Source organism: Nonomuraea sp. NPDC004354 (assembly GCF_053602555.1).
The window spans coordinates 1-22,130 of record NZ_JBSGDV010000026.1; the positions used below are offsets into that span (position 1 = coordinate 1).

Annotated in this window: 26 protein-coding genes; 8 read left to right on the forward strand and 18 right to left on the reverse strand. The window is 69.9% G+C overall.

The genetic code is table 11. The annotated features are described in order from the left end of the window. Positions 1–91: 91 nt before the first annotated feature. The 14 genes from ACWENQ_RS41280 to ACWENQ_RS41345 all read right to left on the reverse strand — a co-directional run bounded on the left by ACWENQ_RS41280 (position 92) and on the right by ACWENQ_RS41345 (position 11,353). Positions 92–415: a DUF2469 domain-containing protein gene (locus ACWENQ_RS41280; protein ID WP_068895098.1), complete on the reverse strand. Its 324-nt coding sequence runs from the start codon at positions 413–415 to the stop codon at positions 92–94. Positions 416–433: 18 nt separating this feature from the next. Then, positions 434–1,096 carry a ribonuclease HII gene (locus tag ACWENQ_RS41285; RefSeq protein WP_452419191.1) on the reverse strand — a complete coding sequence of 221 codons (663 nt, stop codon included), beginning with the start codon at positions 1,094–1,096 and terminating at the stop codon, positions 434–436. Between the two features lie 30 nt (positions 1,097–1,126). Further along, a complete protein-coding gene (gene lepB, locus ACWENQ_RS41290; protein ID WP_449929549.1) occupies positions 1,127–1,696 on the reverse strand; it encodes a signal peptidase I in 570 nt (189 codons plus the stop codon). 10 nt (positions 1,697–1,706) lie between these two features. Beyond that, entirely contained in the window at positions 1,707–2,495 is a 789-nt protein-coding gene (gene lepB, locus ACWENQ_RS41295; protein ID WP_449929551.1) for a signal peptidase I, read from the reverse strand. A 134-nt stretch (positions 2,496–2,629) separates the two neighbouring features. Beyond that, positions 2,630–2,995 carry a 50S ribosomal protein L19 gene (gene rplS, locus ACWENQ_RS41300; RefSeq protein ID WP_354920090.1) on the reverse strand — a complete coding sequence of 122 codons (366 nt, stop codon included), beginning with the start codon at positions 2,993–2,995 and terminating at the stop codon, positions 2,630–2,632. 126 nt (positions 2,996–3,121) lie between these two features. Further along, complete coding sequence (trmD, locus tag ACWENQ_RS41305; protein ID WP_452419193.1) at positions 3,122–3,895, reverse strand: tRNA (guanosine(37)-N1)-methyltransferase TrmD; 774 nt, start codon at positions 3,893–3,895, stop codon at positions 3,122–3,124. Continuing rightward, positions 3,892–4,395 (reverse strand): ribosome maturation factor RimM, encoded by a 504-nt coding sequence (gene rimM / locus ACWENQ_RS41310; RefSeq protein WP_452419195.1) that lies wholly within the window; start codon positions 4,393–4,395, stop codon positions 3,892–3,894. The genes trmD and rimM overlap by 4 nt, the downstream gene beginning before the upstream one ends. Positions 4,396–4,460: 65 nt before the next feature. Continuing rightward, entirely contained in the window at positions 4,461–4,706 is a 246-nt protein-coding gene (locus ACWENQ_RS41315) for an RNA-binding protein (RefSeq protein WP_354920081.1), read from the reverse strand. Between the two features lies 1 nt (position 4,707). Next, a complete protein-coding gene (rpsP, locus tag ACWENQ_RS41320; protein WP_354920078.1) occupies positions 4,708–5,157 on the reverse strand; it encodes a 30S ribosomal protein S16 in 450 nt (149 codons plus the stop codon). 276 nt (positions 5,158–5,433) lie between these two features. Continuing rightward, complete coding sequence (ffh, locus tag ACWENQ_RS41325) at positions 5,434–6,987, reverse strand: signal recognition particle protein (RefSeq protein WP_354920075.1); 1,554 nt, start codon at positions 6,985–6,987, stop codon at positions 5,434–5,436. A 55-nt stretch (positions 6,988–7,042) separates the two neighbouring features. Beyond that, positions 7,043–7,627 carry a GTP-binding protein gene (locus ACWENQ_RS41330; RefSeq protein ID WP_449929558.1) on the reverse strand — a complete coding sequence of 195 codons (585 nt, stop codon included), beginning with the start codon at positions 7,625–7,627 and terminating at the stop codon, positions 7,043–7,045. A gap of 54 nt (positions 7,628–7,681) precedes the next feature. Further along, positions 7,682–8,077 (reverse strand): DUF742 domain-containing protein, encoded by a 396-nt coding sequence (locus ACWENQ_RS41335; protein WP_449929559.1) that lies wholly within the window; start codon positions 8,075–8,077, stop codon positions 7,682–7,684. A 4-nt stretch (positions 8,078–8,081) separates the two neighbouring features. Next, the gene (locus ACWENQ_RS41340) at positions 8,082–8,504 is read right to left on the reverse strand and encodes a roadblock/LC7 domain-containing protein (RefSeq protein WP_354923139.1); all 423 of its coding nucleotides are present in this window, start codon (positions 8,502–8,504) and stop codon (positions 8,082–8,084) included. Continuing rightward, positions 8,501–11,353 (reverse strand): nitrate- and nitrite sensing domain-containing protein, encoded by a 2,853-nt coding sequence (locus tag ACWENQ_RS41345; RefSeq protein WP_452419197.1) that lies wholly within the window; start codon positions 11,351–11,353, stop codon positions 8,501–8,503. Before ACWENQ_RS41345 ends, ACWENQ_RS41340 begins: the two co-directional genes overlap by 4 nt. A gap of 456 nt (positions 11,354–11,809) precedes the next feature. Here ACWENQ_RS41345 and ACWENQ_RS41350 point away from each other — a divergent pair, with 456 nt between their 5' ends. From ACWENQ_RS41350 to ACWENQ_RS41385, 8 genes are all read left to right on the forward strand, one after another. After that, complete coding sequence (locus ACWENQ_RS41350) at positions 11,810–12,790, forward strand: ABC transporter substrate-binding protein (RefSeq protein ID WP_354923133.1); 981 nt, start codon at positions 11,810–11,812, stop codon at positions 12,788–12,790. Beyond that, positions 12,787–13,560, forward strand: coding sequence for an ABC transporter permease (locus tag ACWENQ_RS41355; RefSeq protein ID WP_449929563.1), 774 nt, complete (start codon positions 12,787–12,789; stop codon positions 13,558–13,560). Before ACWENQ_RS41350 ends, ACWENQ_RS41355 begins: the two co-directional genes overlap by 4 nt. After that, complete coding sequence (locus ACWENQ_RS41360) at positions 13,557–14,336, forward strand: ABC transporter permease (protein WP_452419199.1); 780 nt, start codon at positions 13,557–13,559, stop codon at positions 14,334–14,336. The genes ACWENQ_RS41355 and ACWENQ_RS41360 overlap by 4 nt, the downstream gene beginning before the upstream one ends. A gap of 20 nt (positions 14,337–14,356) precedes the next feature. Beyond that, positions 14,357–15,361, forward strand: a complete 1,005-nt coding sequence (locus ACWENQ_RS41365; protein ID WP_354923124.1) for a methyltransferase — start codon at positions 14,357–14,359, stop codon at positions 15,359–15,361. Positions 15,362–15,484: 123 nt separating this feature from the next. Next, positions 15,485–16,258: an ABC transporter ATP-binding protein gene (locus ACWENQ_RS41370; protein ID WP_449929566.1), complete on the forward strand. Its 774-nt coding sequence runs from the start codon at positions 15,485–15,487 to the stop codon at positions 16,256–16,258. Beyond that, the gene (locus ACWENQ_RS41375) at positions 16,255–17,211 is read left to right on the forward strand and encodes an ABC transporter substrate-binding protein (RefSeq protein WP_452419200.1); all 957 of its coding nucleotides are present in this window, start codon (positions 16,255–16,257) and stop codon (positions 17,209–17,211) included. The genes ACWENQ_RS41370 and ACWENQ_RS41375 overlap by 4 nt, the downstream gene beginning before the upstream one ends. Continuing rightward, complete coding sequence (locus ACWENQ_RS41380; RefSeq protein ID WP_452419202.1) at positions 17,208–17,966, forward strand: ABC transporter permease; 759 nt, start codon at positions 17,208–17,210, stop codon at positions 17,964–17,966. Before ACWENQ_RS41375 ends, ACWENQ_RS41380 begins: the two co-directional genes overlap by 4 nt. Next, the gene (locus tag ACWENQ_RS41385; protein WP_452419204.1) at positions 17,963–18,730 is read left to right on the forward strand and encodes an ABC transporter permease; all 768 of its coding nucleotides are present in this window, start codon (positions 17,963–17,965) and stop codon (positions 18,728–18,730) included. Before ACWENQ_RS41380 ends, ACWENQ_RS41385 begins: the two co-directional genes overlap by 4 nt. On the opposite strand, the gene ACWENQ_RS41390 is transcribed toward ACWENQ_RS41385, so the two are convergent. The 4 genes from ACWENQ_RS41390 to ACWENQ_RS41405 all read right to left on the reverse strand — a co-directional run bounded on the left by ACWENQ_RS41390 (position 18,699) and on the right by ACWENQ_RS41405 (position 22,127). Continuing rightward, the gene (locus tag ACWENQ_RS41390) at positions 18,699–19,712 is read right to left on the reverse strand and encodes a nitrilase-related carbon-nitrogen hydrolase (RefSeq protein WP_452419206.1); all 1,014 of its coding nucleotides are present in this window, start codon (positions 19,710–19,712) and stop codon (positions 18,699–18,701) included. The two genes, ACWENQ_RS41385 and ACWENQ_RS41390, sit on opposite strands and share 32 nt — an antisense overlap. Continuing rightward, positions 19,709–20,152 (reverse strand): DUF3598 family protein, encoded by a 444-nt coding sequence (locus tag ACWENQ_RS41395; RefSeq protein WP_449929576.1) that lies wholly within the window; start codon positions 20,150–20,152, stop codon positions 19,709–19,711. Before ACWENQ_RS41395 ends, ACWENQ_RS41390 begins: the two co-directional genes overlap by 4 nt. Before the next feature lie 2 nt (positions 20,153–20,154). Further along, positions 20,155–21,507: an aldehyde dehydrogenase family protein gene (locus ACWENQ_RS41400; protein WP_452419207.1), complete on the reverse strand. Its 1,353-nt coding sequence runs from the start codon at positions 21,505–21,507 to the stop codon at positions 20,155–20,157. 68 nt (positions 21,508–21,575) lie between these two features. Beyond that, positions 21,576–22,127, reverse strand: a complete 552-nt coding sequence (locus ACWENQ_RS41405) for a GTP-binding protein (protein WP_452419257.1) — start codon at positions 22,125–22,127, stop codon at positions 21,576–21,578. Positions 22,128–22,130 lie beyond the last annotated feature (3 nt).

Genomic DNA, 22,130 nt, shown 5'->3' on the forward strand with positions numbered 1-22,130 from the left:
GTGCCCACTCGGCGTTCGTCAGATCACCACGACCCATATGCCAAGAGTGACAAGACCAGCGCTCACCGTCAGGAGATCTAAGAAACAGCTCCTAGCCCGAGAAGCCCTCCTTGGGCATCTCCAGGTCCGACTTGGCGAGTTCCTCGACGTTCACATCCTTGAACGTCACCACCCGTACATTCTTAACAAACCGTGCAGGCCGGTACATATCCCAAACCCAAGCATCCTGCATCTTCACGTCGAAGAACACGTCCCCGTTCTCCGCCGTCCGCACGTCGAGATCCACCGAATTCGTCAGATAGAACCGCCGCTCGGTCTCGACGACATACGTGAACAGCCCGACCACATCACGGTATTCGCGGTAAAGCTGCAGCTCCATCTCGGTTTCGTATTTCTCGAGATCCTCTGCGCTCATCCCGGTCCTCCAGCCTGATCAGGCAACTCCTGCCCCCACTCCATTCTCCCCCACGAAAGTCCGTGACACCGTCACGAAGGAGAAGCGGTGGTGGGAGCACGGCCCGTGCGCGCGCAACGCCCGCCGATGGGCCGGAGTCACATACCCCTTGTGCTCCGCGAAGCCGTACTCGGGAAAGTCCGAGGACAGCTCCGTCATGATCCTGTCCCGCGTCACCTTCGCCACGATGGACGCGGCGGCGACGCAGGCCGCTACCTGGTCCCCCTTCCACACGGCCAGCGACGGCGCGGGCAGCCCGGGCACCGGGAAGCCGTCGGTGAGGATGTATCCGGGAACCATCGGCAACCGCGCCACCGCCCGCCGCATTCCCGTGACGTTGCACTTGTGCAGTCCGCGCGCGTCGATCTCGGCCGGGGGGATCACGATGACGGCGACCTCGGCCGAGGCCATGACCTTGTCGTAGAGTGCCGACCGCGTCTCGGGCGTCAGCAGCTTGGAGTCGGCCAGCCCGGGGATCTCCCGCCGGAGGATGACGGCCGCCACCACCAGGGGTCCCGCACAGGCTCCCCTGCCCGCCTCGTCGACTCCGGCGATCGGGGTCAACCCCCTGCGCGCCAGCGCCCGCTCGTAGGCGTAGAGCCCGGAATCGCGCCGGACAACGCTAGGACGTGGTCGAAACATGACACACGCAGCGTACGCCTCATCCGCGACTCACCGCACCTTGTCGAAGATCTCGGGCCGGCTGAGGATCGTGGCGTGCGAGAGCGGCCAGTAGATGGCCCATGCCCGGCCGATCACCTGGTCCTCGGAGATCCATTCGCCGGCTTCGCGCACGTGGGTCCTGGAGTCGACGGAGGCGGAGCGGTGGTCGCCCATGAGCCAGAGCTTGCCCTGGGGCACGGTGTAGGAGAACTTCTCCCCCGAGGGGAAGTCGTCGGGGAACAGGTAGTTCTCGTCGAGCGGAATCCCGTTGACCGTGATGCGCTTCTTGGCGTCACAGCACGCGACCTTGTCGCCGCCGACCGCGATGACCCGCTTGATGGTGTCTTCGCCGTTCCAGCCCTCGAAGACCACGATGTCGCCGCGCTCGCTGGCGCCGTGGAGCTTGTTGACGCTCACCCGGTCACCGATCCTGAGCGTGTTCTCCATCGATTCGGAGGGGATGTAGAACGACCGCACGACGAACGCCTGCAGCAGCAGCGCCACGCCGACGCCCAGCGCGATCAGGAAGAGCGTCTCCCTGAGCCCGCCTTTGCGCTTGTTGCTCTCTTCAACTGCCATGGGGGTACGGCTACCGCCTCGCAAGCCAGCGTCGGCGCAGCCAGAACAGCGGCAGGGAGCCCGCGAGTCCGGCCAGGGCCGGTGCGGCCCCCTCCAGAGCGCCGACGGGCTGCGCGAACGTTTCGGGGATGGACAGGGTCGTGGCCCTGGACAGGGGCCAGATGATGACGAAGGCCCGGCCGATGACCTGGTCGACAGGGATCGAGCCGCCACCGGGGCCGGAGGTGTGCTCGCGGGAGTCGAGCGAGACCTGCCGGTGGTCGCCCATCACCCAGAGCCGTCCTTCGGGCACCTTGGCCGTGAAGAAGTTCTGGGAGGGCACGTTGCCAGGATAGAGGTAAGTGGATTCGTCCAGCGCGACGCCGTTGACCGTGACACGCCCCTTGACGTCGCAGCACGCGACGGTGTCGCCGCCGACCCCGATGACTCTCTTGATGTAGTCCTTGGTGCCCGGCACGACGCCGATGGCGGTGCCCAGCCACTGGAGGGCGGCGGCGAGGGGATGGGCGGGCGGCCTGGCGGGGGCGGCCGGATCCCACGAGCCGGTGCCGGAGAAGACGACGACGTCGCCGCGCTCGACATCGCGCGTGTGGTACACGACCTTGTTGACCAGGACCCTGTCGTTGGTCAGCAGGGTGTTCTCCATCGACTCCGACGGGATGTAGAACGCCTGGAGCACGAAGGTCTTGACGATCAGAGCCAGCGCCAGCGCCATGACCACGAGCACCGGGAGTTCTTTCCAGAACGACCCTTTTTTCCTGGCGGACGCGGCCGCCGTGTTCCGGCTCTCGCTTTTCATCGCTGATGAGCCTAGATGAAGGCCATACCCCACGGAGTGCACACGCGCCCCTGGGTCGCCTCACCTGAAGGAAATGCCCGCGCAAAGCGCCACGGCCCCGTGACCTGCTGGTCACGGGGCCGTGGGGCGAGGACTCACTTGCCGGCGGGCACGCTGTCACGCTTCTCGCGGATGCGGGCGGCCTTGCCGCGCAGGTCGCGCATGTAGTAGAGCTTGGCGCGACGGACGTCACCGCGGGTGACGAGGGTGATCTTCTCGATGACCGGGCTGTGGACCGGGAAGGTGCGCTCGACGCCGACGCTGTAGCTGATCTTGCGGACCGTGAAGGTCTCGCGGGCGCCACTGCCCTGGCGGCGGAGCACGAAGCCCTTGAAGACCTGGACGCGGGAGCGGTTGCCTTCAACCACTCGGACGTGCACCTCGAGCGTGTCACCGGGGCGGAAGGCCGGGACGTCGCTGCGCAGGGTGGCCTTCTCGAGCTCCTGGATCTTCGTGTGCATGAGAGCGTTTCCTCAACGTTTCGCGAGCATGCGGAGGTCCACCCGGCAGCGCCATGGCGCTGCGACGAGGGGGACACGCCTGCTGGTTGGATGAATCAGGTGGCCGACGGCGGGCACACCAGCGATTCAGTCTGCCACATCTTCCGGCTCGGCGCGAAACGAGAGCAGCAGCTCACGGTCGCGCTTGTCGAGGTCGGCGCCGTCGAGCGCCTCGACCAGGTCGGGCCGGTTCCTCATCGTACGGCGCAGCGCCTCGTCCCTGCGCCATCTGGCCACCTTGCCGTGGTGTCCGGACAGCAGCACGTCGGGCACCTGGCGCCCGCGCCAGACCGGCGGCTTGGTGTAGACGGGCCCCTCCAGCAGGTTGCGCATCGCGCCGGGGGCGAAGGAGTCGTCGACCGCGGAGTGGGCGTTGCCGAGCACGCCGGGCAGCAGCCTGCCGATCGCCTCGACCATGACCAGGACGGCCACCTCGCCGCCCGCCAGGACGTAGTCGCCGATGCTGACCTCGTCGACGCGCAGGCGCGTGCCGTACTCGGCCATGACGCGGGAGTCGATGCCCTCGTAGCGGCCGCAGCAGAACAGCAGCCACGGCTCGTGGGCCAGTTCCTGGGCCAGTTCCTGGGTGAAGGGGCGGCCGCTCGGGGTGGGCACCACCATGCGGGGCGCGCCGTCGCCGATGATCGAGTCGATCGCCTCGCCCCAGACCTCCGGCTTCATGACCATGCCGGGGCCGCCGCCGTAGGGGGTGTCGTCGACGGTCTTGTGGACGTCGTGGGTCCAGTCGCGCAGCTGGTGCAGCCGCACGTCGAGGGTGCCGCGCTCGCGCGCCTTGCCGATGAGGGAGACGTCGAGCGGGGAGAAGTACTCGGGGAAGATCGAGACGATGTCGAGCCTCATGACAGCAGGCCCTCCGGCGGATCGATGACGATCCTGCCCCCGGCCGGGTCGACCTCGGGCACGAGCGCCTTGACGAACGGGACGAGGACCTCGTCGGCGCCCACCCGCCGGACGACGAGGAGGTCCTGGCCGTGGTGGAGGACGTCGGTGACCTCGCCGACCGGCTCGCCGGCGACGGTGACGACGGACAGCCCGATCAGCTGGTGGTCGTGGAACTCGTCGGGGTCGTCGGAGGGCGGCACGTCTGCCGAATCGATGACCAGCATGGTGTCGCGCAGGTCTTCGGCGGCCTCGCGGGAGGAGACGCCCTCGAAACGCACCAGCAAAATGCCCTTGTGCCAGCGGTGACCGGTGATCGACAGCGGCCCGCGCGCGGCGGGCTCGGTGGCCAGGGACGATCCCGGGGCGAAGCGCAGGTCAGGATCGTCGGTGCGGACCTCGACGGTCACCTCGCCGCGCACCCCGTGGGGGCGGCCGATCCTGCCGACGACTAGCTGCACGTGTTCTACCTTCCACGAAAAACGGCCCCCACCGGCCAGGCCGGTGGGGGCACGACACTCCTCGGTCAGCGGACGGTCTCGTGCAGGTCGAGCAGATCGACCCGCACGTACTTGCCGTCAGCCAGGGCGTTGATCACGGTGCGCAACGCCTTGGCCGTGCGGCCGCCGCGACCGATGACCTTGCCGAGGTCCTCGGGGTGGACCCGGACCTCGAGAACGCGCCCGCTGCGAATGCGGCGGGCACGGACCCGGACGTCGTCGGGATTCTCGACGATGCCCTTCACGAGGTGCTCCAGGGCCTCCTCAAGCATGTCAGGCCTCGGCCGGAGTCTCAGCGGACGCCTCAGCAGCGGGCTCCGCGGCCTCTTCCTTCTTCTTGGCCTTCTTCGGCGTGGTGGCGGAGGTGCCGGTGTCGCCACCGGACAGCGCCTCCTTGGCCGCGGCCTCGTAGACGGCGTGACGGTCGGCCTTCGGCTCGGCGACCTTCAGCGGCTCAGGGGCGGGCTCGCCCTTGAACTTCTGCCAGTCGCCCGTGAGCTTGAGCAGCTTGAGAACCGGCTCGGTCGGCTGCGCGCCGACACCCAGCCAGTAAGCGGCGCGCTCGGCGTCGATCGTGATGAGCGAAGGGTTCTCCTTCGGGTGGTACAGACCGATCTCCTCGATCGCCCGGCCGTCACGCTTGGTGCGGCTGTCGGCGACGACGATGCGGTACTGCGGGTTGCGGATCATGCCGAGCCGCTTGAGCTTGATCTTGACTGCCACTGGTGTGGTCTCTCCTGCATTAGAGCGTGGGTGAGCCTCGCCTCGCCGAGTGGGGCACGGCGGAGTGTCGGCCCGAGGGACAGGCGTGACCGGCGGGAGATGAGAGGGCACCCACCTGGTCACGGTGTTCCAACATGTCATTCTGCCAGATCCACGGCAGTGGCCGAACCCGACACGGACTTCAGCGGAAACTGACGCCCAACTGCTGCAGCACGGTGAGGGCCGAGATGGCGAGCACGAGGACCGCGACGACCACTCGTGCCCGCTTGCCGAAGATCACTGCTGGCCCGGCAGCTTCAGCTTGGAGGGGTCGAAGCCCGGCGGCAGCTCCATGCCCTTGGGGAGCTGGCCCCCCAGCGCGCCGAGGTTGCCGAGCGCGCCGCCCACGGCGGGCTTCTCCTCGGCGGAGTTGGCCTTGCCCAGCGCCGCCTTGCGCGGGTCGCCGCTGATGCGCCGCCCCTTCTTGGCCTTCTTCTGCGCGGCCTTGGCCGCCTTGCCCCTGCCGCCCGGCATGCCGGGGATGCCCATGCCCCCCGCCATGCGCTTCATCATCTTCTGCGCCTCGAAGAAGCGGGTGACCAGGTTGTTGACCGCGGTCACGGACACGCCGGAGCCGTTCGCGATGCGCGCCCTGCGCGACCCGTTGATGATCTTCGGGTCCTGCCGCTCGGCGGGCGTCATCGAGCGGATGATGGCGGCGATGCGGTCGAGGTCGCGGTCGTCGATGGAGTTGATCTGGTCGCGCATCTGCCCCATGCCGGGCATCATGCCGAGCAGGTTCTTGATGGGCCCCATCTTCTGGACCATCTGCATCTGCTCGAGGAAGTCCTCGAGGGTGAAATTCTCGCCCGAGGTGAGCTTGCCCGCCATCTTGGCGGCCTGCTCCTCGTCGAAGGTCTTCTGCGCCTGCTCGATCAGGGTGAGGATGTCACCCATGTCGAGGATGCGGGAGGCCATCCGGTCGGGGTGGAAGGCGTCGAAGTCCTCGAGCTTCTCACCCGTCGAGGCGAACATGATGGGTCTGCCGGTGATGTGGCGCACCGACAGGGCCGCGCCGCCTCTGGCGTCGCCGTCGAGCTTGGTGAGCACGACGCCGTCGAAGCCGACGCCCTCCATGAAGGCCTGCGCGGTGGTGACCGCGTCCTGACCGATCATGGCGTCGACGACGAACAGGACCTCGTCGGGCGAGACCGCGTCGCGGATGTCGGCGGCCTGCTTCATCAGCTCCTGGTCGATGCCCAGGCGGCCGGCGGTGTCGATGATGACGATGTCGTGCTGGCGCTGCCTGGCGAAGTCGATGGACTCCCTGGCCACGGCGACGGGGTCGCCCACGCCGTTGCCGGGCTGCGGCGCGTAGACGGCGACCTGCGCCCGCTCGCCCACGACCTGCAGCTGGGTGACCGCGTTGGGCCGCTGCAGGTCGGCGGCGACCAGCATGGGCGCGTGCCCCTGGTCGCGCAGCCACTTGGCCAGCTTGCCGGCCAGCGTCGTCTTACCGGCGCCCTGCAGACCGGCCAGCATGACGACGGTCGGCGGCGTCTTGGCGTAGCGGAGCCTGCGGGTCTCCCCGCCCAGGATCGCGATCAGCTCGTCATTGACGATCTTGACGACCTGCTGGGCGGGGTTGAGCGCCTGGGAGACCTCGGCGCCGCGGGCCCGCTCCTTGACATGGGCGACGAAAGCCTTGACCACCGGCAGCGCGACGTCGGCCTCCAGCAGCGCGATGCGGATCTCGCGCGCCGTGGCGTCGATGTCGGCGTCGGACAGCCGACCCTTGGATCGGAGGGAGGAGAAGACCGATGTCAGCCGGTCGGAAAGCGTCTCGAACACGTGGTTGGCCAGTCCTCGAAGCGAATATGCGTGGTCTTGCGACTCAGCCTAACCGCTATTGGAGACCGGGGACGGCCATGCGGATGGTCAACGCGTGCTCCACCAGGGTGATCAGCGTGCTCTTGACCGAGTCGCGGGCGCGTGCGTCCAGCCTGACGATCGGGATGTGCTGCGACAGCGTGAGGGCGTCGCGCACCTCCTCCTCGGCGTGGACCTGCTGGCCGTCCCAGCCGTTCAGGCCGACCACGAACGGCAGCTTCGCCTCCTCGAAGTAGTCGATCGCGGGGAAGCTGTCGGCGAGCCTGCGGGTGTCGACCAGCACGACCGCGCCGATGGCGCCGCGCACCAGGTCGTCCCACATGAACCAGAACCGGTGCTGACCCGGCGTGCCGAACAGGTACAGGATCAGGTCCCTGTCCAGCGACACCCTGCCGAAGTCCATGGCCACCGTGGTGGTGGTCTTGTTCGGAGTGAGCGACACGTCGTCGATGTGCGCCGACGCGTCGGTCATGACCGCCTCCGTGGTGAGCGGCAGGATCTCCGACACCGCGCCCACGAACGTGGTCTTGCCCACACCGAACCCGCCGGCCACCACGATCTTCGTCGAGGTCAGCCCGCGTTCAACCGGAAACATGCTCATCAGACCGCCATGTGAGGTTCGTGACCGCCGACACAGGCAGGGGCGATCTGTTGGCTAGAGCCTGCGAAGTCCACTGAGCACCCTTTCGAGCAGGTTGACGTCGGGCTTTCCAGCGTCGAGCTGTGGCTGGTGCACCCGTACCAGTCCCTCCGTCGCCATGTCCGCGATCAGTACCCTGACCACGCCGAGCGGGATCCGCAGCAGCGCCGAGATCTCCGCCACCGACCTGACGCTGCGGCAGAGCTGGCTGATGGCCGCGTACTCCGGCATGTGCGACAGGTCGCGCGGCTCCACCGTGGCGGAGGAGACCAGGGCCTCCATCGCGAACTTCACCCGCGGCGCCGTACGTCCGCCTGTCACGGCGTATGGACGGACCGGCGAAGCGGGCTCGACATGGGCGGGCTGCGGTGGCTGCCAGCCGCCGCCGGGGTTCCATCTGGGGTCCGTCACTACATCACCTGGTCTGGGTCGCACGGAGCTCGGCGCGTACGGCAGGCGTGAGCACCTGTCCCGCACGCTCCACCATCAGCGTCATCTGGTAGGCCACCAGGCCCATGTCGCAGTCGGGCGCGGCCAGCACCGCGAGGCAGGAGCCGTCGCTGATCGACATGATCAGCATCAGCCCGCGCTGCATCTCGACGATCGTCTGGGCGACGGGTCCTCCTTCGAAGACCCGTGCCGCCCCCTGCGTCAGGCTGATCAGGCCTGAGGCGATGGCGGCCAGCTGGTCGGCGCGGTCAGTCGGGAATCCGGCGGAGGCCGCCAGCGGCAGGCCGTCCGAAGAGACCACCACCGCGTGGGCGACTCCGGGAACGTTGCTGACGAAGTCGGTGATCAACCAGTCGACTCCGCGTGCCGCGTGGCTCAGGTCGTTCACTCGTCCTCCTCCCTGCTATCAACGGTTCGCGGACCGCCCGGGTAGCGGCCCTCGCTGATGTCGTCACGTGCGGCTCTGAAGCCCTGCTGGAAGCTTGAGAACCTGTTGCGCACCCGCTCCGGCGAGATCGCCGGCATGGGCGCGACGCCCTTGGGCGCCGCGGTGTCGGCGGAGCCGGGGACCAGGTTGGCCCTCGGTACCCGCTTGGGCAGACCCGCGGCGGTGGAGCCGTCCTTGACGGGCTCGCGTACGGCTTCCGCCGCCGACCAGCCCGCGTCGGCCTTGGACGTGTCCCATTCTTCGCCCTTGTCGAACCACGCCGACTCGACGGAGGCGAAGATCGGCAGGAACTCGTCACCTGTGGTGCCCTTCACCTGAGGGATGGGCCCTGTCGGGTTGGACTCGACCTCGGGGAAGTCGTACCTGCCGGTGCCGGTGCCGGGCGCGGGGGTGGCGCCCGGCGCCCGGTCCTCGAAGGACCAGGTGGCGGGCAGGTCGGGCGGAGGCGCGTCGGGCCAGGCGCCCGAGGAGGGCGCCCACACGTCGGCCTCGCCGCTGTCGAAGGTGCCGCCCGCGACGCGAGGACCGGAGGCCCACGCGTTGCTCTCGGAGGGCCACTGCGCCGCGCCACCCTCGGTCGGCCACTGCTGGCCGCCTTCGGACGGCCACTGGGCCGAGGAGGGCCATGATCCCGCGCCGCCGGTGTCGGCGCCGCCCCAGCCGGGCGCGGGCCCGGGGTCGGAGGCCCAGCCGCCGGGGCCGCCCATGCCGGGCTCGGAGGCCCACGCGGGGCCGGTGTCGGCGGTGAAGGCGGGCCGGGGGGCGTCGGCCGTCCAGGCCGCGGGCGTCTCCATGCCCCTGCCGCCGCTTCCGGCCATCGCGCCGGAGCCCGCCATCGCGGGCGTCGGACCGCCGAGCAGCGCCTCGGGCAGCAGGACCATCGCGGTCAGGCCGCCCCCGCCGTGCGGGCGCAGCTGCACCCTGATGCCGTGCCGGTGGGCCAGCCTGGCGACCACGAACAGGCCCATGCGCCGCGACACCGACACGTCCACGGTCGGCGCGTCGCTCAGTCGCTCGTTGGCGTGGACCAGTTCCTCGGCCGTCATGCCGATGCCGGAGTCGGTGATCGACACCATCATGCCGCCGCCGTCGATCCTGTTGCCCGACACCACGACGTGGGTCTCGCGGGGGGAGAACGCCAGCGCGTTCTCGACCAGCTCGGCCAGCAGGTGGATGACGTCGTTGACGGCCTGGCCGGCGACGGCCGCGCCGCCCGGCACCTGGAGGTTCACCCTGTCGTAGTTCTCGACCTCCGACAGCGAGGCGCGGGCCACGTCGACCAGCTGCACCGGCTGGCTCCAGCGGCGCGGCGGGTCCTGTCCGGCGAGGACCAGCAGGTTCTCCGAGTTGCGGCGCATGCGGGTGGCCAGGTGGTCGAGCTTGAACAGGTTCGCGAGCCGCTGCTCGTCCTGCTCGCCCTGCTCCAGGCCGTCGATGAGGGTGATCTGCCGCTCGACGAGCGTCTGGCTGCGGCGGGAGAGGTTGACGAACATGGCGTTGACGTTGGCGCGGAGCTTGGACTCCTCGCCGGCCAGCCGTACGGCCTCGCGGTGGACCTCGTCGAAGGCCCTGGCCACTTCACCGATCTCGTCCTGGGAGGAGACGCCGATCGGCGGGACCTCCACGTTCTCGGCGGTGTGTCCCTCCTCGCGCAGCCGCTGCACGATGCCCGGCAGCGTACGGCCGGCGACCTCCAGCGCGCCGCCGCGCAGCCGGCGCAGCGGGCGGACCAGCGAGCGCGCCATGATCGCGGTGATGACGAGGACGATGATGAGCAGGATCAGCACGAGGGCCACGTTGATGATGGCGACCTGCTGCTCGGCGGACTTCAGCTCGGTGCTCTTGATCCTGATCGAGTCGGACAGCGCCTTCTCGACGGTGTAGAGCCGGTCGGCGGTCTTGGTGATCGCGTCGAACCAGCGCTCGGCGTCCTGGGTGGTGGAGGTGTCGAGCGCCCGCAGCGACGTGCGCTGGTTGTGCAGGTAGACGGCCCTGGCCACGTAGAACTCGGCGCGGCCGACCTCCTGGCCGGTCACGGTGTCGTCGAGGAACTGCCGCTGGGCTGGGGTGGCCGCGGCGCGGAAGGCGTTGCGCTCGCTGTCACGGCCGGAGCGGGCGGCGAGGAAGGCGTCGAACTCGGTGCCGTCGAACCTGCCCCGCAGCAGCGCGATGGCCAGCAGCGCCCGCTCCTTGGAGACCTCGTTCTTGGTCCTGGCGATGGCGCTCAGGGCCGCGCTGGTGACAATGAGCTCGTCGTCCGAGACACCCTGCACCGTCTCGTCGTACAGCTGCAGCATCTCCGACAGGGTCTCGGAGTACTTCTCCATGACGGGCAGTGGCGGCAGCTGGCTGGCGGTGACGGTCTCGCGCAGGGCCGGCAGCTGGTCGAGCCTGATCCGCACCTGCGCGAGCTCGCGGCGGCCCAGGTCCGACAGCGACTCCTCGGCCGCCCGCGCGGCCGAGCGCACCTTGGTGACCGCGGCGTCGACCGCCCGGTGCTGGGACTTGAGGCCCTCCAGCTCGCTGTCGCTCCTGTTCGAGGCGGCGTACTTGGCGGACAGGTCGCGCTCGAGGGCGAGCTCGTGGCCGAGCCCGCCCAGGGCGACCACCAGCTCGGCGCCGTCGGCGACGCGTCCGTACTCCTCGGCGGTGCCGATCGACGTGGTCACGCGGAAGGCGCCGAGCACGACGGCCACGACGGTCGGGATCGCGATGAGCGCCACGAGCCGGGTGCGTACTCGCCAGTTGCGCAGGGCGATCTTGCTACCGGTGTCCGCCGGCTCGGGCATCGGCTCGCGAGCCGCTGGGGGGCCCGGGGGTTCCTGCGCGATGCCACGACCGGAGCCGGTCGTTGCTGTCCTCACAAGTCGTAACCTCTCGCGGATGCCTGCGCTTGTGCGGAGAGAACCGATTCGCCGGTGAGACGAGTGGTTGCAGGCAAGTATCGGGGCAATTGGAGCACAACCTTCTATCTCCCGCCAACGCAATGCAACTTTTGGAACGTTCCAGCAGTCGACGCTTTTCCCGTCACCCCGCCCACCGGACGGCGACCTCATCCCTCAATAAATCAGACATTTAGTTACAGAGAGACACTAAACGCCATATTGGCGACATATCATAATTCCTCCTTTTCGTGCATGTGCTCATATACAAGGCGGCCGCCTTTCAGGAAAGATCGCACTCCTGTACGCTTCACGCCCGTCATAAACGGACATCCACGCTTCCCCCCTCGCAGGAGCTCCTCGATGACTCGCACAGTCCGTGCTCGCGCGCTCGTCCTCGGAATCGCGACGGCGCTCGCCCTGGCCGCCTGCGGCGGATCGGACACCTCCAGCGCCCCCGCCGACGGCAAGGGCCTGGAGAAGACCACGATCAAGGTCGGCGCCCTCCCCATCCCCGACCCGGCCGCGCTCTACATCGCCAACGCGAAGGGCTTCTTCAAGGCCGAGGGCCTCACCGTCGAGCCGGTGCTCATCCAGGGTGGCGCCGCCGCGCTCCCGCAGATCAAGAGCGGCGCGCTGGACATCTCGCACACCAACTACGTCTCGACCTTCCTGGCCGCCAGCAATGGCGAGAAGATCAAGGTCGTCGGCGACGTCTACCAGGCGGGACCCAACACCTTCAACCTGATGGTCCCCAAGGACTCCCCGCTGAACTCGGTGGCCGACCTGAAGGGCAAGACCGTCCTGGTCAACACCCTCAAGAACATCGGCACCCTCACCGTCGAGGCCACGCTGAAGGTCGCGGGCCTCACGAAGGACGACATCAAGTTCGTCGAGAAGCCGTTCCCCGACATGGCCAACGCGCTCAGCACCGGCCAGGGCGACGCGGCGTGGATGACCGAGCCGTTCATCACCGCCACGCAGAGCGCCTCCGGCTTCCGCAAGCTGGCCGACACCATCTCCGGCCAGACCGCGGACCTGCCGATCGCCGCCTGGATGGCGACCGACGAGTGGGTGAAGAAGAACCCGAAGACGCTGGCCGCCTTCCAGCGCGCGATCGCGAAGGCCCAGCAGCTGGTGGCCAGCGACCGCAAGGAGGTCGAGGCCGTGCTGCCCACCTACACCAAGATCGACGCCAAGACCGCCTCGGTGATCACCCTCGGCACGTTCCCGACCTCGCTCAACGAGACGCGTCTGCAGCGGGTGGCCGACCTCATGCTGGAGTACAAGTACATCTCCAGCCGGCTGGACGTGAAGAACATTCTGGTCGGCGCCAGCGGATGAGCGGTGCCCGTATCCTCCGCGGCGCCGCAGGCGTCGCGGGCTTCCTCCTCGTCGGTGAGCTGACCATCCGGTTCGCGCTCACCGACGGCGTGGTCTTCCCGCCTCCCTCGGTGGTACTGCGGGAGGCGGCGGGACTGCTCGCCGACCCCGACTTCCTGTCCGGAGCCGGGATCACCCTCACCAACTGGGCGCTGGGCCTGCTCCTGTCGGTCGTGGTGGCCGTGCCGCTCGGCGTGCTGCTCGGCAGCCTGCCGCCGGTGGAACGAGCCACCCGGCCGCTCCTGGAGTTCCTGCGGCCCATCCCCTCGGTGGCGATCATCCCGCTGGCGATCCTGCTGATCCCGTCGGACTCGCTGATGAAGGTGTCCGTCATCGTCTACGCCTCGCTCTGGCCGGTGCTGATCAACACCCTGTACGGCATGCACGACGTCGACCCGCTGGCCAAGGAGTCGCTGCGCAGCTTCGGCTTCGGCCCCCTCGACGTGCTGCGCCGGGTGAGCCTGCCGAGCGCGGCGCCGTTCATGCTCACGGGGGTGCGCATCGCCGCCGGCATCGCGCTGATCCTCGCGATCAGCTCCGAGCTGCTGGCCGGCGGCACGGGCGGCATCGGCGTCTTCGTCATCCAGGCGGGCAGCGGCAACCGTACCGACCTCATCCTGGCCGCCACGTTCTGGGCGGGGATCATCGGCCTGGTGGCCAACCTGCTGCTGGTCGCCGCCGAGCGGCGGCTCTTCCACTGGCACCAGGCCAGAACCGGAGCGACGACGTGACCGCTCTCAAGCGCGTATGGCTGGTCCCCCTGGTGCTGGTGGTGTGGGAGGTGGCCACGCGGATCACGGCGGACACCGACTTCCCCCCGCCCACCACCATCGTGGCCAGGATTCACGAGCTGTGGTTCTCCGGGCCCGCGACCCGGCTGTTCCTGACCGATGACGCGATCGGGAACGTCCTGCCGAGCCTGGGCCGCATGCTCACCGGCTGGATCCTCGCCGCCGTGCTCGGCGTGATCCTCGGCGTGATCATCGGCCGGTCGCGCACCGCGTCCGACTACGTGGAGCCGCTCATCCAGTTCGGCAGGGTCATCCCGCCGCCGCTGCTGCTGCCGCTGCTCATGGTGCTCCTGCACGCCGGCCTGGCGATGCAGATCGCCGCCATCGTCCTCGGCGTCGTCTGGCCGGTGCTGCTCAACTCCATCGACGGCGCCAGGGCCGTGGACAGGACCCACACCGAGACCGCCATCGTCTTCGGCCTGACCAGGGCGCAGCAGCTGCGCAACGTCGTCATCCCCGCGGCGGCGCCGAAGATCTTCGCCGGGCTGCGGCTGAGCCTGTCGCTCGCCCTCATCCTGATGGTCATCTCCGAGCTGTTCGGCAGCTCCGACGGCATCGGCTACCAGCTCCTGCAGGCGCAGCGCGGCTTCGACACCCCGGGCGTGTGGGGTGCCATCGCGCTTCTCGGCCTGCTCGGCTACCTGGTGAACGGGCTGTTCACGGTGGCCGAACGACGACTGTTGGTCTGGCATCACCACGCCAGGCGCACGCTCTAGATCCCCGTGTTGGAGGAAACGTGTCACACCCGGCCGGCCCTATCTGGGAATCCATCTCCGGCATCTCCCGGTTCGCCGCTCTGGCCACGATGGCCGAGCTGGGATGCGCCGACCAGCTGGCCGAAGGTCCGCTGAGCGCGGAGGAGCTGGCCCTGCGCTGCGGCGCGCACGCGCCGTCCCTGCGGCGGGTGCTGCGTGAGCTGGCCGGCATGGGGATCGTGCGCTCGGTCGAGCAGGGCCGCTACGAGCTGACCGAGGAGGGTTCCTCCCTGCGCTCCGACGCGCCGGACTCGACGCTGCCCGCCGTACGGATGATCGCCGAGGAGGGGTTCTGGTACGCCCTCGGCAACCTGCCCGCGACCGTGCGGCAGGGCCGCTCGGCGTTCGTCGAGCGGTACGGCCCGCTCTACGAGCGCCTGGGCCGGCTCCCCGAGGTGGGCGCCGTCTTCGACGACTACATGACCTCCAGGGCCGTGCCGTTCGCCCGCCAGGTGGCGGAGCGCTACGACTTCTCCCAGGTGGAGACGCTCGTCGACGTGGCGGGCGGCAAGGGCCACATCCTCGCCTCGGTGCTGCGCGCCTACCCGGGCCTGCGGGGTGTCCTGGTCGACCTGGAGCACGTCGTCCCCGGCGCGGCGCAGGCGCTCGACGCTCAGGGGCTGACGGATCGGTGCGAGGTGCTGGCCGGCGACTTCTTCGTGAAGGTCCCCGAGGGCGCCGACGCCTACCTGCTGGCCAGCATCCTGCACAACTGGGACGACCACGACGCCGAGCGCATCCTGCGCAGGGTACGGGAGGCGATCAGGCAGGACGGGCGGCTGCTCATCCTGGAGATGGTGCTTCCCGACGAGGACGTGCCGCACGTCGGCAAGGACATGGACATGCGGATGCTGGCCCTGTTCGACGGCGGCACGGAGCGGACCCGCCAGGAGTACGCCGTACTCCTCGAGAAGGCGGGTTTCCAGCTGCGCGAGGTGTTCGACCTGTCGGCGGGGGCGAGCCTCGTCGAGGCCGTGCCGGTCTGACGAAATCCCAGCTCACTTTCATCGCGAATACTCGCAAACCGGACATGACAATGGCTGTCGGATCACCTGCTCCGCTAGAGTCCGGATCACAATTCCACCCCCCAGCGGCCCTGAGGATTCAGCGTGCTTGAGATATCGGACCTCTCCCACGTCTACGGCAGCGGCCCCAGTGCCCACCACGCCATCGAAGGGCTGAACCTCAGCGTCTCCGAGGGCGAGCTGCTGTGCATCGTCGGGCCGTCGGGGGCGGGCAAGTCGACGCTCCTGCGCTCCATCGCCGGGCTCATCCAGCCGACGGGAGGAGAGGTCCGCATCGCCGGCGAGCTGGTCAAGCAGACGCCCGACAACCTGGCCGTCGTCTTCCAGGACTACAGCCGCTCGCTGTTCCCCTGGATGAGCGTCGCCGACAACGTGGCGCTGCCGCTGCGCCGCAAGGGCATGGACAAGCAGCAGCGCAGGGCGGCCGCCCAGGAGGCGCTGGAGTCGGTCGGCCTCGAGGGAGCCGGCAAGAAGTACCCCTTCCAGCTGTCGGGCGGCATGCAGCAGCGGGTCGCCATCGCCAGGGCGCTGGCCTACCGGCCCAAGCTGATGCTGATGGACGAGCCGTTCGGCTCGGTCGACGCGCAGACCAGGGAGGACCTGGAGGACCTCGTCCTGCAGGTGCGCGGGCACCACCAGATGACCATCGTCCTCATCACCCACGACATCGACGAGAGCGTCTACGTCGGCGACAGGGTCGTGGTGCTGTCCAAGGCACCGGCCCACGTCGTGGGCGACCTGAAGGTGGAGCTGCCCTCTCCGCGCGACCAGATCTCCACTCGCGAGCACCCCGACTTCGTCCACCTGCGCGCCGAGGTCGGACGCCTCGTGCGCGGCGTCGAGAGGACCAACGCGTGAAGCGAGCCGCACTGACGATCGTTCTGGTGACGGCCCTGGCCGCATGCGGCGGCGGGGGCGGCGGCACTGGCGGTGAGGCGGGCCAGGAGAAGACGACGCTGACCGTCGGCGTGGTGCCGGTGCCGTCGTCGGCGGCGCTGTTCATCGCCGAGAAGAACGGCCTGTTCAAGGCCGAGGGCCTGACGGTCAAGACCGAGATCATCCAGGCGCCTCAGGCGGTCATGCCGAAGATCCTCAACGGCAGCATGGACGCCTTCCTGACCAGCTACGTCTCGCTGCTGGCCATCAACGACTCCGGCGCGGCCAAGCTGAAGCTGTTCCAGCACGTGCAGACGACCGCCCCCGGCATCGCCGGCGTCGTGGTTCCCAAGGACTCCCCCATCAAGTCCGCGGCCGACCTCAAGGGCAGGACGATCGGCGTCAACGTGCTCAAGGCGCTCGGCCAGACCCTCACCAACGCGCACCTGCAGCAGGCGGGCGTCAAGCCGGAGGAGGTCAAGTTCGTCGCCGTGCCGTTCGCCGACCAGCTCACGGCGCTGTCCACGAAGAAGATCGACGCCGCCTGGCTGGTCGAGCCGTTCCTGAGCGCGGCCAGGAAGAACGGCGCGGTGGAGATCATCGACACCACCTCCGGGCCGACGGCGGGCCTGCCGCTCGACGCGTGGGGCGTGTCGGAGGACTGGCTGGCCAAGAACCCGAAGACGGCCGCCGCCTTCCACCGCGCGCTGGCCAAGGCGCAGCAGATCGCCGCGACCGACCGCGCGGCCGTCGACGCCGTCGTCCCGACCTACACGCAGATCCCGGCCGAGGTGGCGTCGGCGATGAAGCTCGGCCAGTTCTCCACCGAGGTCGACAAGGCCGGCTTCCAGAAGCTGGCCGACCTGCTGCACGGCTACGGCTACCTCAAGGCCAAGCCCGACGTCACCACGCTGATCCCCGCCGGGATCGGATGACCAAGGCGCTGGGCGTCGTGGGCGTCCTCGGCTTCCTGCTCCTGCTGGAGGCCGCGGGACGCACCGGGCTGATCGCGGTCCTGCCGCCCGTGTCCGTCGTGCTCGTGACCGCGGCCGGGCTGGCGGCCGACGGCGCGTTCCTCGCCGACGTCGGCGTCACCCTCGCCGCGTGCGCGACGGGGCTGCTGATCGCGGTGGTCACGGCGGTGCCCGCGGGGCTGCTGCTCGGCTCGGTGCCCGCGGTCGAACGGTCGGTCCGGCCGCTGGTGGAGTTCCTGCGCCCGATCCCGTCGCTGTCGCTGATCCCGCTGGCGATGTTCGTCTGGACCGACAGCCAGGACGCCAAGACCGCGCTGGTCGTCTACACCTGCTCCTGGCCCCTGCTGATCAACACCATGTACGGCCTGGCCGACGTCGACCCCCTCGCCAAGGACACCCTGCGCGGCTTCGGCTTCGGCCCGCTCGCCGTCCTGTGGCGCGTCTCCCTGCCGAGCACCGCCCCGTTCATCGCCACCGGCGTGCGCATCGCGGTCTCGGTCACGCTGATCGTCGCGGTCAGCGTCGAGCTGATCGCCGGTGGCGCCGGCGGCATCGGCACCTTCCTGGTGCAAGCCGGCAGCGCCAACCGGGTCGACAGGATGCTGGCGGCCACCATCTGGGCAGGTGCGCTGGGGCTGGGCGCCAACGCGCTGTTCACCGCCGCCGAGCGGCGGCTGTTCGGCTGGCACCGGGCCAGAGCGGGGGAGGCGGCGTGATCAGGCGGCTGGCGTGGTACTGGCTGCTGCCCGTCGCGGCCGTCGCCTGGGAGACGGCCACCAGGGCGATCGGCGCGGTCTACTTCCCGCCCCCTTCCACGATCCTGTCCAGGATGCGCGAGATGTGGTTCGCGGGACCGCCCTCGCGCCTGTTCCTCACCGAGGAGGCCGGCGGCGACCTGCTGCCGAGCCTGGCCAGGCTCGGCGCCGGATGGGCGGTGGCCGCGGCGGCGGGTGTCGCGCTGGGCCTGGTCCTGGGCCGCTCCCGGTGGCTGGCGGCACTGGTGGAGCCGCTGATCCACTTCGGCAGGTCGGTGCCGCCCGCCGCGCTGCTGCCGGTGTTCCTGGTGTTCTTCAGGGTCGGCACGCCGATCCAGCTGGCCGCGATCGTCTACGGCGTGCTGTGGCCGGTGCTCATCAACTCGATGGACGGCGCCCGCTACGCCGACCGGCAGTACCTCGACACCGCCCAGGTGTTCCGCCTGCGCCGCTGGCCGATCGTGCTGGCGGCGGCCGGGCCCAAGATCTTCGCCGGGCTGCGGCTGAGCGTGGCACTCGCCCTGATCATGATGGTGATCTCGGAACTCTACGCGAGCAGCGAGGGCATCGGGCACCGCATGCGCGAGGCCGAGGGCAGCTTCGACATCCCCGCGATGTGGGCGGGCATCGTGCTGCTCGGCGTGCTCGGCGTGGTGCTCAACGGGGTCTTCCTCGCGGTGGAGCGGCGGGCGCTCAGGTGGCATCGGGGCCGTACAGCCGCCTGATCGCCGCCTGCTGGCGCTCGACGAACCACCGCCTGGTGGGCGGCCCCGCGGCGAGGCCGTCGGGGCGCTCGACGTCGTGCCAGCCGTACTCCTCGGCCCACAGCGCGGGCTTCACCCTGGCCAGCAGGTTGCCCATGCCGGGGCGGCGGCGGAAGCGGCGCAGCGCGGCCAGGTCGAGCTCGGCGGCGGCCACCAGCGACTCCCCCTGTGCCGCCTGGGCCAGCGGGCGGCCCTCGAAGTCGAGGATCTCGGAGCCGCCGCTGGTGGAGTCGCCGGGGATCGGCAGCCCCTCCAGCCCCCCGCTGTTGGCGGAGACGACGTAGGCGAGGTTCTCGACGGCCCTGGCCCGCCGGGCGATCGCCTTGGGGGTGAGCGCGGGCGAGGAGGCCTCGGAGGTGGGGTTGCAGAAGACCTCGGCGCCGCGCAACGCCAGCGCCCTGGCCAGTTCAGGGACGAGGATCTCCTCGGAGGCCAGCACGGCCAGGTTGCCGAGCTCGGTACGGGCGACGGGAAGGACGGCGTCCAGGCCGTAGACGTCGAGGTAGCGTTCCCACACGTCGTACGGCGTCGGCGAGAACATCGAGTGCAGCCGCCGGTAGCGCAGGACGGCCTCGCCCGCCGGGTCGAGGATGACGGTGGCCTGGAAGAACAGCTCGGGGAAGTGCGGGTCGCTCTCGTAGGCGTTGACGCACAGGAACAGGTCGTTGCCACGGGCGATCTCGCCCAGCTCCCGGTACTCGGGGCCGTCGGGGGCCAGGGCCGCCCTGTCCCGCCACTCGGCGGCGCTCTCGCCGAAGGGGAAACCGGTGAGCACGTACTCGGGAAGCACCACGAGCCGCAGGTCGGGGCCGATCCACGCCTTGGCCGCCGCGGTCTGGGCGGCGATCCGGCCGATCGCGGAGGCGACGAGCGCGCGCGGGTCCGCCGAGCCGTTCACCGCGGTGGTCCTGACCTGCAGGGCGAGTGCCCGGTAGGCGCTCACCCGACGCGCTTCTCGTCGATCAGCGTGCGGCGCACGCACACCCCCGCCTCGATCCACTGCCACACCCTGCTGCGCGTCGTGCCGTCATCGCTCAGGACGATCAGCTCGAACAGCCGCAGGTCCGCGTCCTCCGCCTTGAAGACCCAGGTCAGATAGATGGTGGTGGCGTCGACTTCCCAGAACTCGCCCCTGATCCGCTCGGTGTCGAAGGCGCAGCGCCCGCCGCCCAGGTAGGTGCCGGGGAACTCGTGGCGCTCGGTCCTGCCGTCGTCCCAGACGTACTCGTTGACCTGGTGGTAGGCGCGGTCGTCGACGATCGAGCAGGTCAGGCGGGAGCGGTGCAGGTCCACGACCTGGCCCAGGCTGTCGAGGTGGCGGTAGGTTCCCTCCCACTCGCCCTCGTGCCTGGCCAGCAGCGGCATCTCCGCGCGAAGTCCCATGGCTACACGCTCCAGACGGATCGGGACGACCGGTTCACCAGGTGGGCCCTGCGCCTGACGAAACGGGTGACGGCGGCCGGGCCCATGCGGGAGCCGCCGAGCCCGGACAGGTTGAAGGAGTGCTTCTCGCCCTCGTGGACGAAGGCGGTCAGCGCCGCGTCGTTGACGCTCACTGCGCCCACCCGCAGGCGGGCCGCCACCCGCCTGGCCTCCTCCTCGGTGGCCGCGAACACGGCGGCCGACAGGCCGTAGGCGGAGTCGTTGGCCAGCGTGACCGCCTCGTCGACACCGTCGAAGGGCATCACGGGCAGGACGGGGCCGAAGGTCTCCTCGGTCATGACCCGCATGGAGTGGTCGACGTTCGACAGCACGGTGGGCCGCATCCAGTGGCCGCCGCCGTGCCGTTCGATCGATCCGCCGGTGTGCACGACGGCGCCCCGCGCGACCGCGTCGTCGATGTGCGCGAGGATGACGCCGGTCCTCACCAGGGGCCCCACGGTGCCCCCCTCGCAGGTCAGCGCCATCCGCTCGGCCTTGGCCACCAGACGGGCGAGGAAGTCGTCGAAGACCTCGCGGGCGACGTAGACGCGCTCGATCGACTGGCAGGCCTGCCCGGCGTTGGCGGTGCCGCCGCGCAGGACGGCGGTGGCCGCCCGGTCGAGATCGGCGCCGGCCAGCACGACGGCGGGGTCCTTGCCGCCCAGTTCGAGGAAGGCGGGGATGAAGGCGCGGGCGGCGGCCTCGGCGACCTTCCTGCCGGTGGCGACGCTCCCGGTGAACACCAGCGCGTCCACCAGACCCACCAGCGCCCGCCCCGTCTCCGCGTCGCCTTCGACGACGCGCAGCGGCAGCTCGGACGGCACCAGCCGCATGAGCGGTTCGATGAATCGGGGGGCCAGCTCGCTGGGCTTGACCAGCACCGCGCACCCGGCGGCGAGGGCGGGCACCGCGTCGATCAGGCCGAGCAGGAGAGGGAAGTTCCACGGGCTGATCACGCCGACCAGCTCGTACGGCACCGCCTCGCCGCCCACGACGACGCCGGGGATCGCGGCGGGCTCGTCGGGCCGGTCGGCCAGGAGGGCGGGCGCCTGCCGTACCCACCGGTCGACGATCGCGGCCACCGCGCGCCGCTCGATCTCCGACTCGGCGCGGCGGCCGGTGTCGGCGACCAGCGCGGCCAGCAGATCGTCGTCGCGGGCGAGCGCCGCGCCGAAGGCGGACAGCGCCGCCGCCCTTTCGGCCACGCGCCAGGCCGCCGACCGCGCGCGCAGGGCGTCCGCCGTCGCGGCCAGCTCCTCGGGCGAGACCGGCGACAGCGGCCGCTCGGGCTCGCCGGTGAGGGGGTTCACCACCATGATCAGAGCCGACAATAGCCGTAAACCCCGGCCGAACTCCAGCTCCGGGCCACGGGGCCCCGCGGTTGTCAGCCGCGGGGGCCCACGTGGCTGGTGAGCGCGTGCTCCACGAGGGTGATGAGGGTGCTCTTCACCGAGTCGCGCGACCTGGCGTCGAGACGGACCAGCGGGATGTGCGGGGAGAGCGTGAGCGCCTCCCGCACCTCCTCCTCCGCGTGGAGGTACTGGCCGTCCCACCCGTTGATCCCGACCACGAAGGGGAGCTTCGCCTCTTCGAAGTAGTCGATCGCGGGGAAGCTGTCGGCGAGCCTGCGGGTGTCGACCAGCACGACCGCGCCGATGGCGCCGCGCACCAGGTCGTCCCACATGAACCAGAACCGGTGCTGACCGGGCGTGCCGAACAGGTACAGGATCAGGTCCCTGTCCAGCGACACCCTGCCGAAGTCCATGGCCACCGTGGTGGTGGTCTTGTTCGGCGTGAGCGACACGTCGTCGATGTGCGCCGACGCGTCGGTCATGACCGCCTCCGTGGTGAGCGGCAGGATCTCCGACACCGCACCGACGAACGTGGTCTTGCCCACACCGAACCCGCCCGCCACGACGATCTTCGTCGAGGTCAGGCC

What these genes read in the sequence shown, in the direction of transcription:
- ACWENQ_RS41355 (WP_449929563.1), top strand. Translation starts at nt 12,787, where the DNA reads ATGAGCGGTGCCCGTATCCTCCGCGGCGCCGCAGGCGTCGCGGGCTTC.
- ACWENQ_RS41330 (WP_449929558.1), bottom strand. Translation starts at nt 7,627, where the DNA reads ATGAGCATGTTTCCGGTTGAACGCGGGCTGACCTCGACGAAGATCGTG.
- ACWENQ_RS41285 (WP_452419191.1), bottom strand. Translation starts at nt 1,096, where the DNA reads ATGTTTCGACCACGTCCTAGCGTTGTCCGGCGCGATTCCGGGCTCTAC.
- trmD (WP_452419193.1), bottom strand. Translation starts at nt 3,895, where the DNA reads ATGAGGCTCGACATCGTCTCGATCTTCCCCGAGTACTTCTCCCCGCTC.
- ACWENQ_RS41395 (WP_449929576.1), bottom strand. Translation starts at nt 20,152, where the DNA reads ATGGGACTTCGCGCGGAGATGCCGCTGCTGGCCAGGCACGAGGGCGAG.
- ACWENQ_RS41400 (WP_452419207.1), bottom strand. Translation starts at nt 21,507, where the DNA reads ATGGTGGTGAACCCCCTCACCGGCGAGCCCGAGCGGCCGCTGTCGCCG.
- lepB (WP_449929551.1), bottom strand. Translation starts at nt 2,495, where the DNA reads ATGAAAAGCGAGAGCCGGAACACGGCGGCCGCGTCCGCCAGGAAAAAA.
- ACWENQ_RS41380 (WP_452419202.1), top strand. Translation starts at nt 17,208, where the DNA reads ATGACCAAGGCGCTGGGCGTCGTGGGCGTCCTCGGCTTCCTGCTCCTG.
- ACWENQ_RS41315 (WP_354920081.1), bottom strand. Translation starts at nt 4,706, where the DNA reads ATGCTTGAGGAGGCCCTGGAGCACCTCGTGAAGGGCATCGTCGAGAAT.
- ACWENQ_RS41345 (WP_452419197.1), bottom strand. Translation starts at nt 11,353, where the DNA reads ATGCCCGAGCCGGCGGACACCGGTAGCAAGATCGCCCTGCGCAACTGG.
- rplS (WP_354920090.1), bottom strand. Translation starts at nt 2,995, where the DNA reads ATGCACACGAAGATCCAGGAGCTCGAGAAGGCCACCCTGCGCAGCGAC.
- ACWENQ_RS41280 (WP_068895098.1), bottom strand. Translation starts at nt 415, where the DNA reads ATGAGCGCAGAGGATCTCGAGAAATACGAAACCGAGATGGAGCTGCAG.
- ACWENQ_RS41350 (WP_354923133.1), top strand. Translation starts at nt 11,810, where the DNA reads ATGACTCGCACAGTCCGTGCTCGCGCGCTCGTCCTCGGAATCGCGACG.
- lepB (WP_449929549.1), bottom strand. Translation starts at nt 1,696, where the DNA reads ATGGCAGTTGAAGAGAGCAACAAGCGCAAAGGCGGGCTCAGGGAGACG.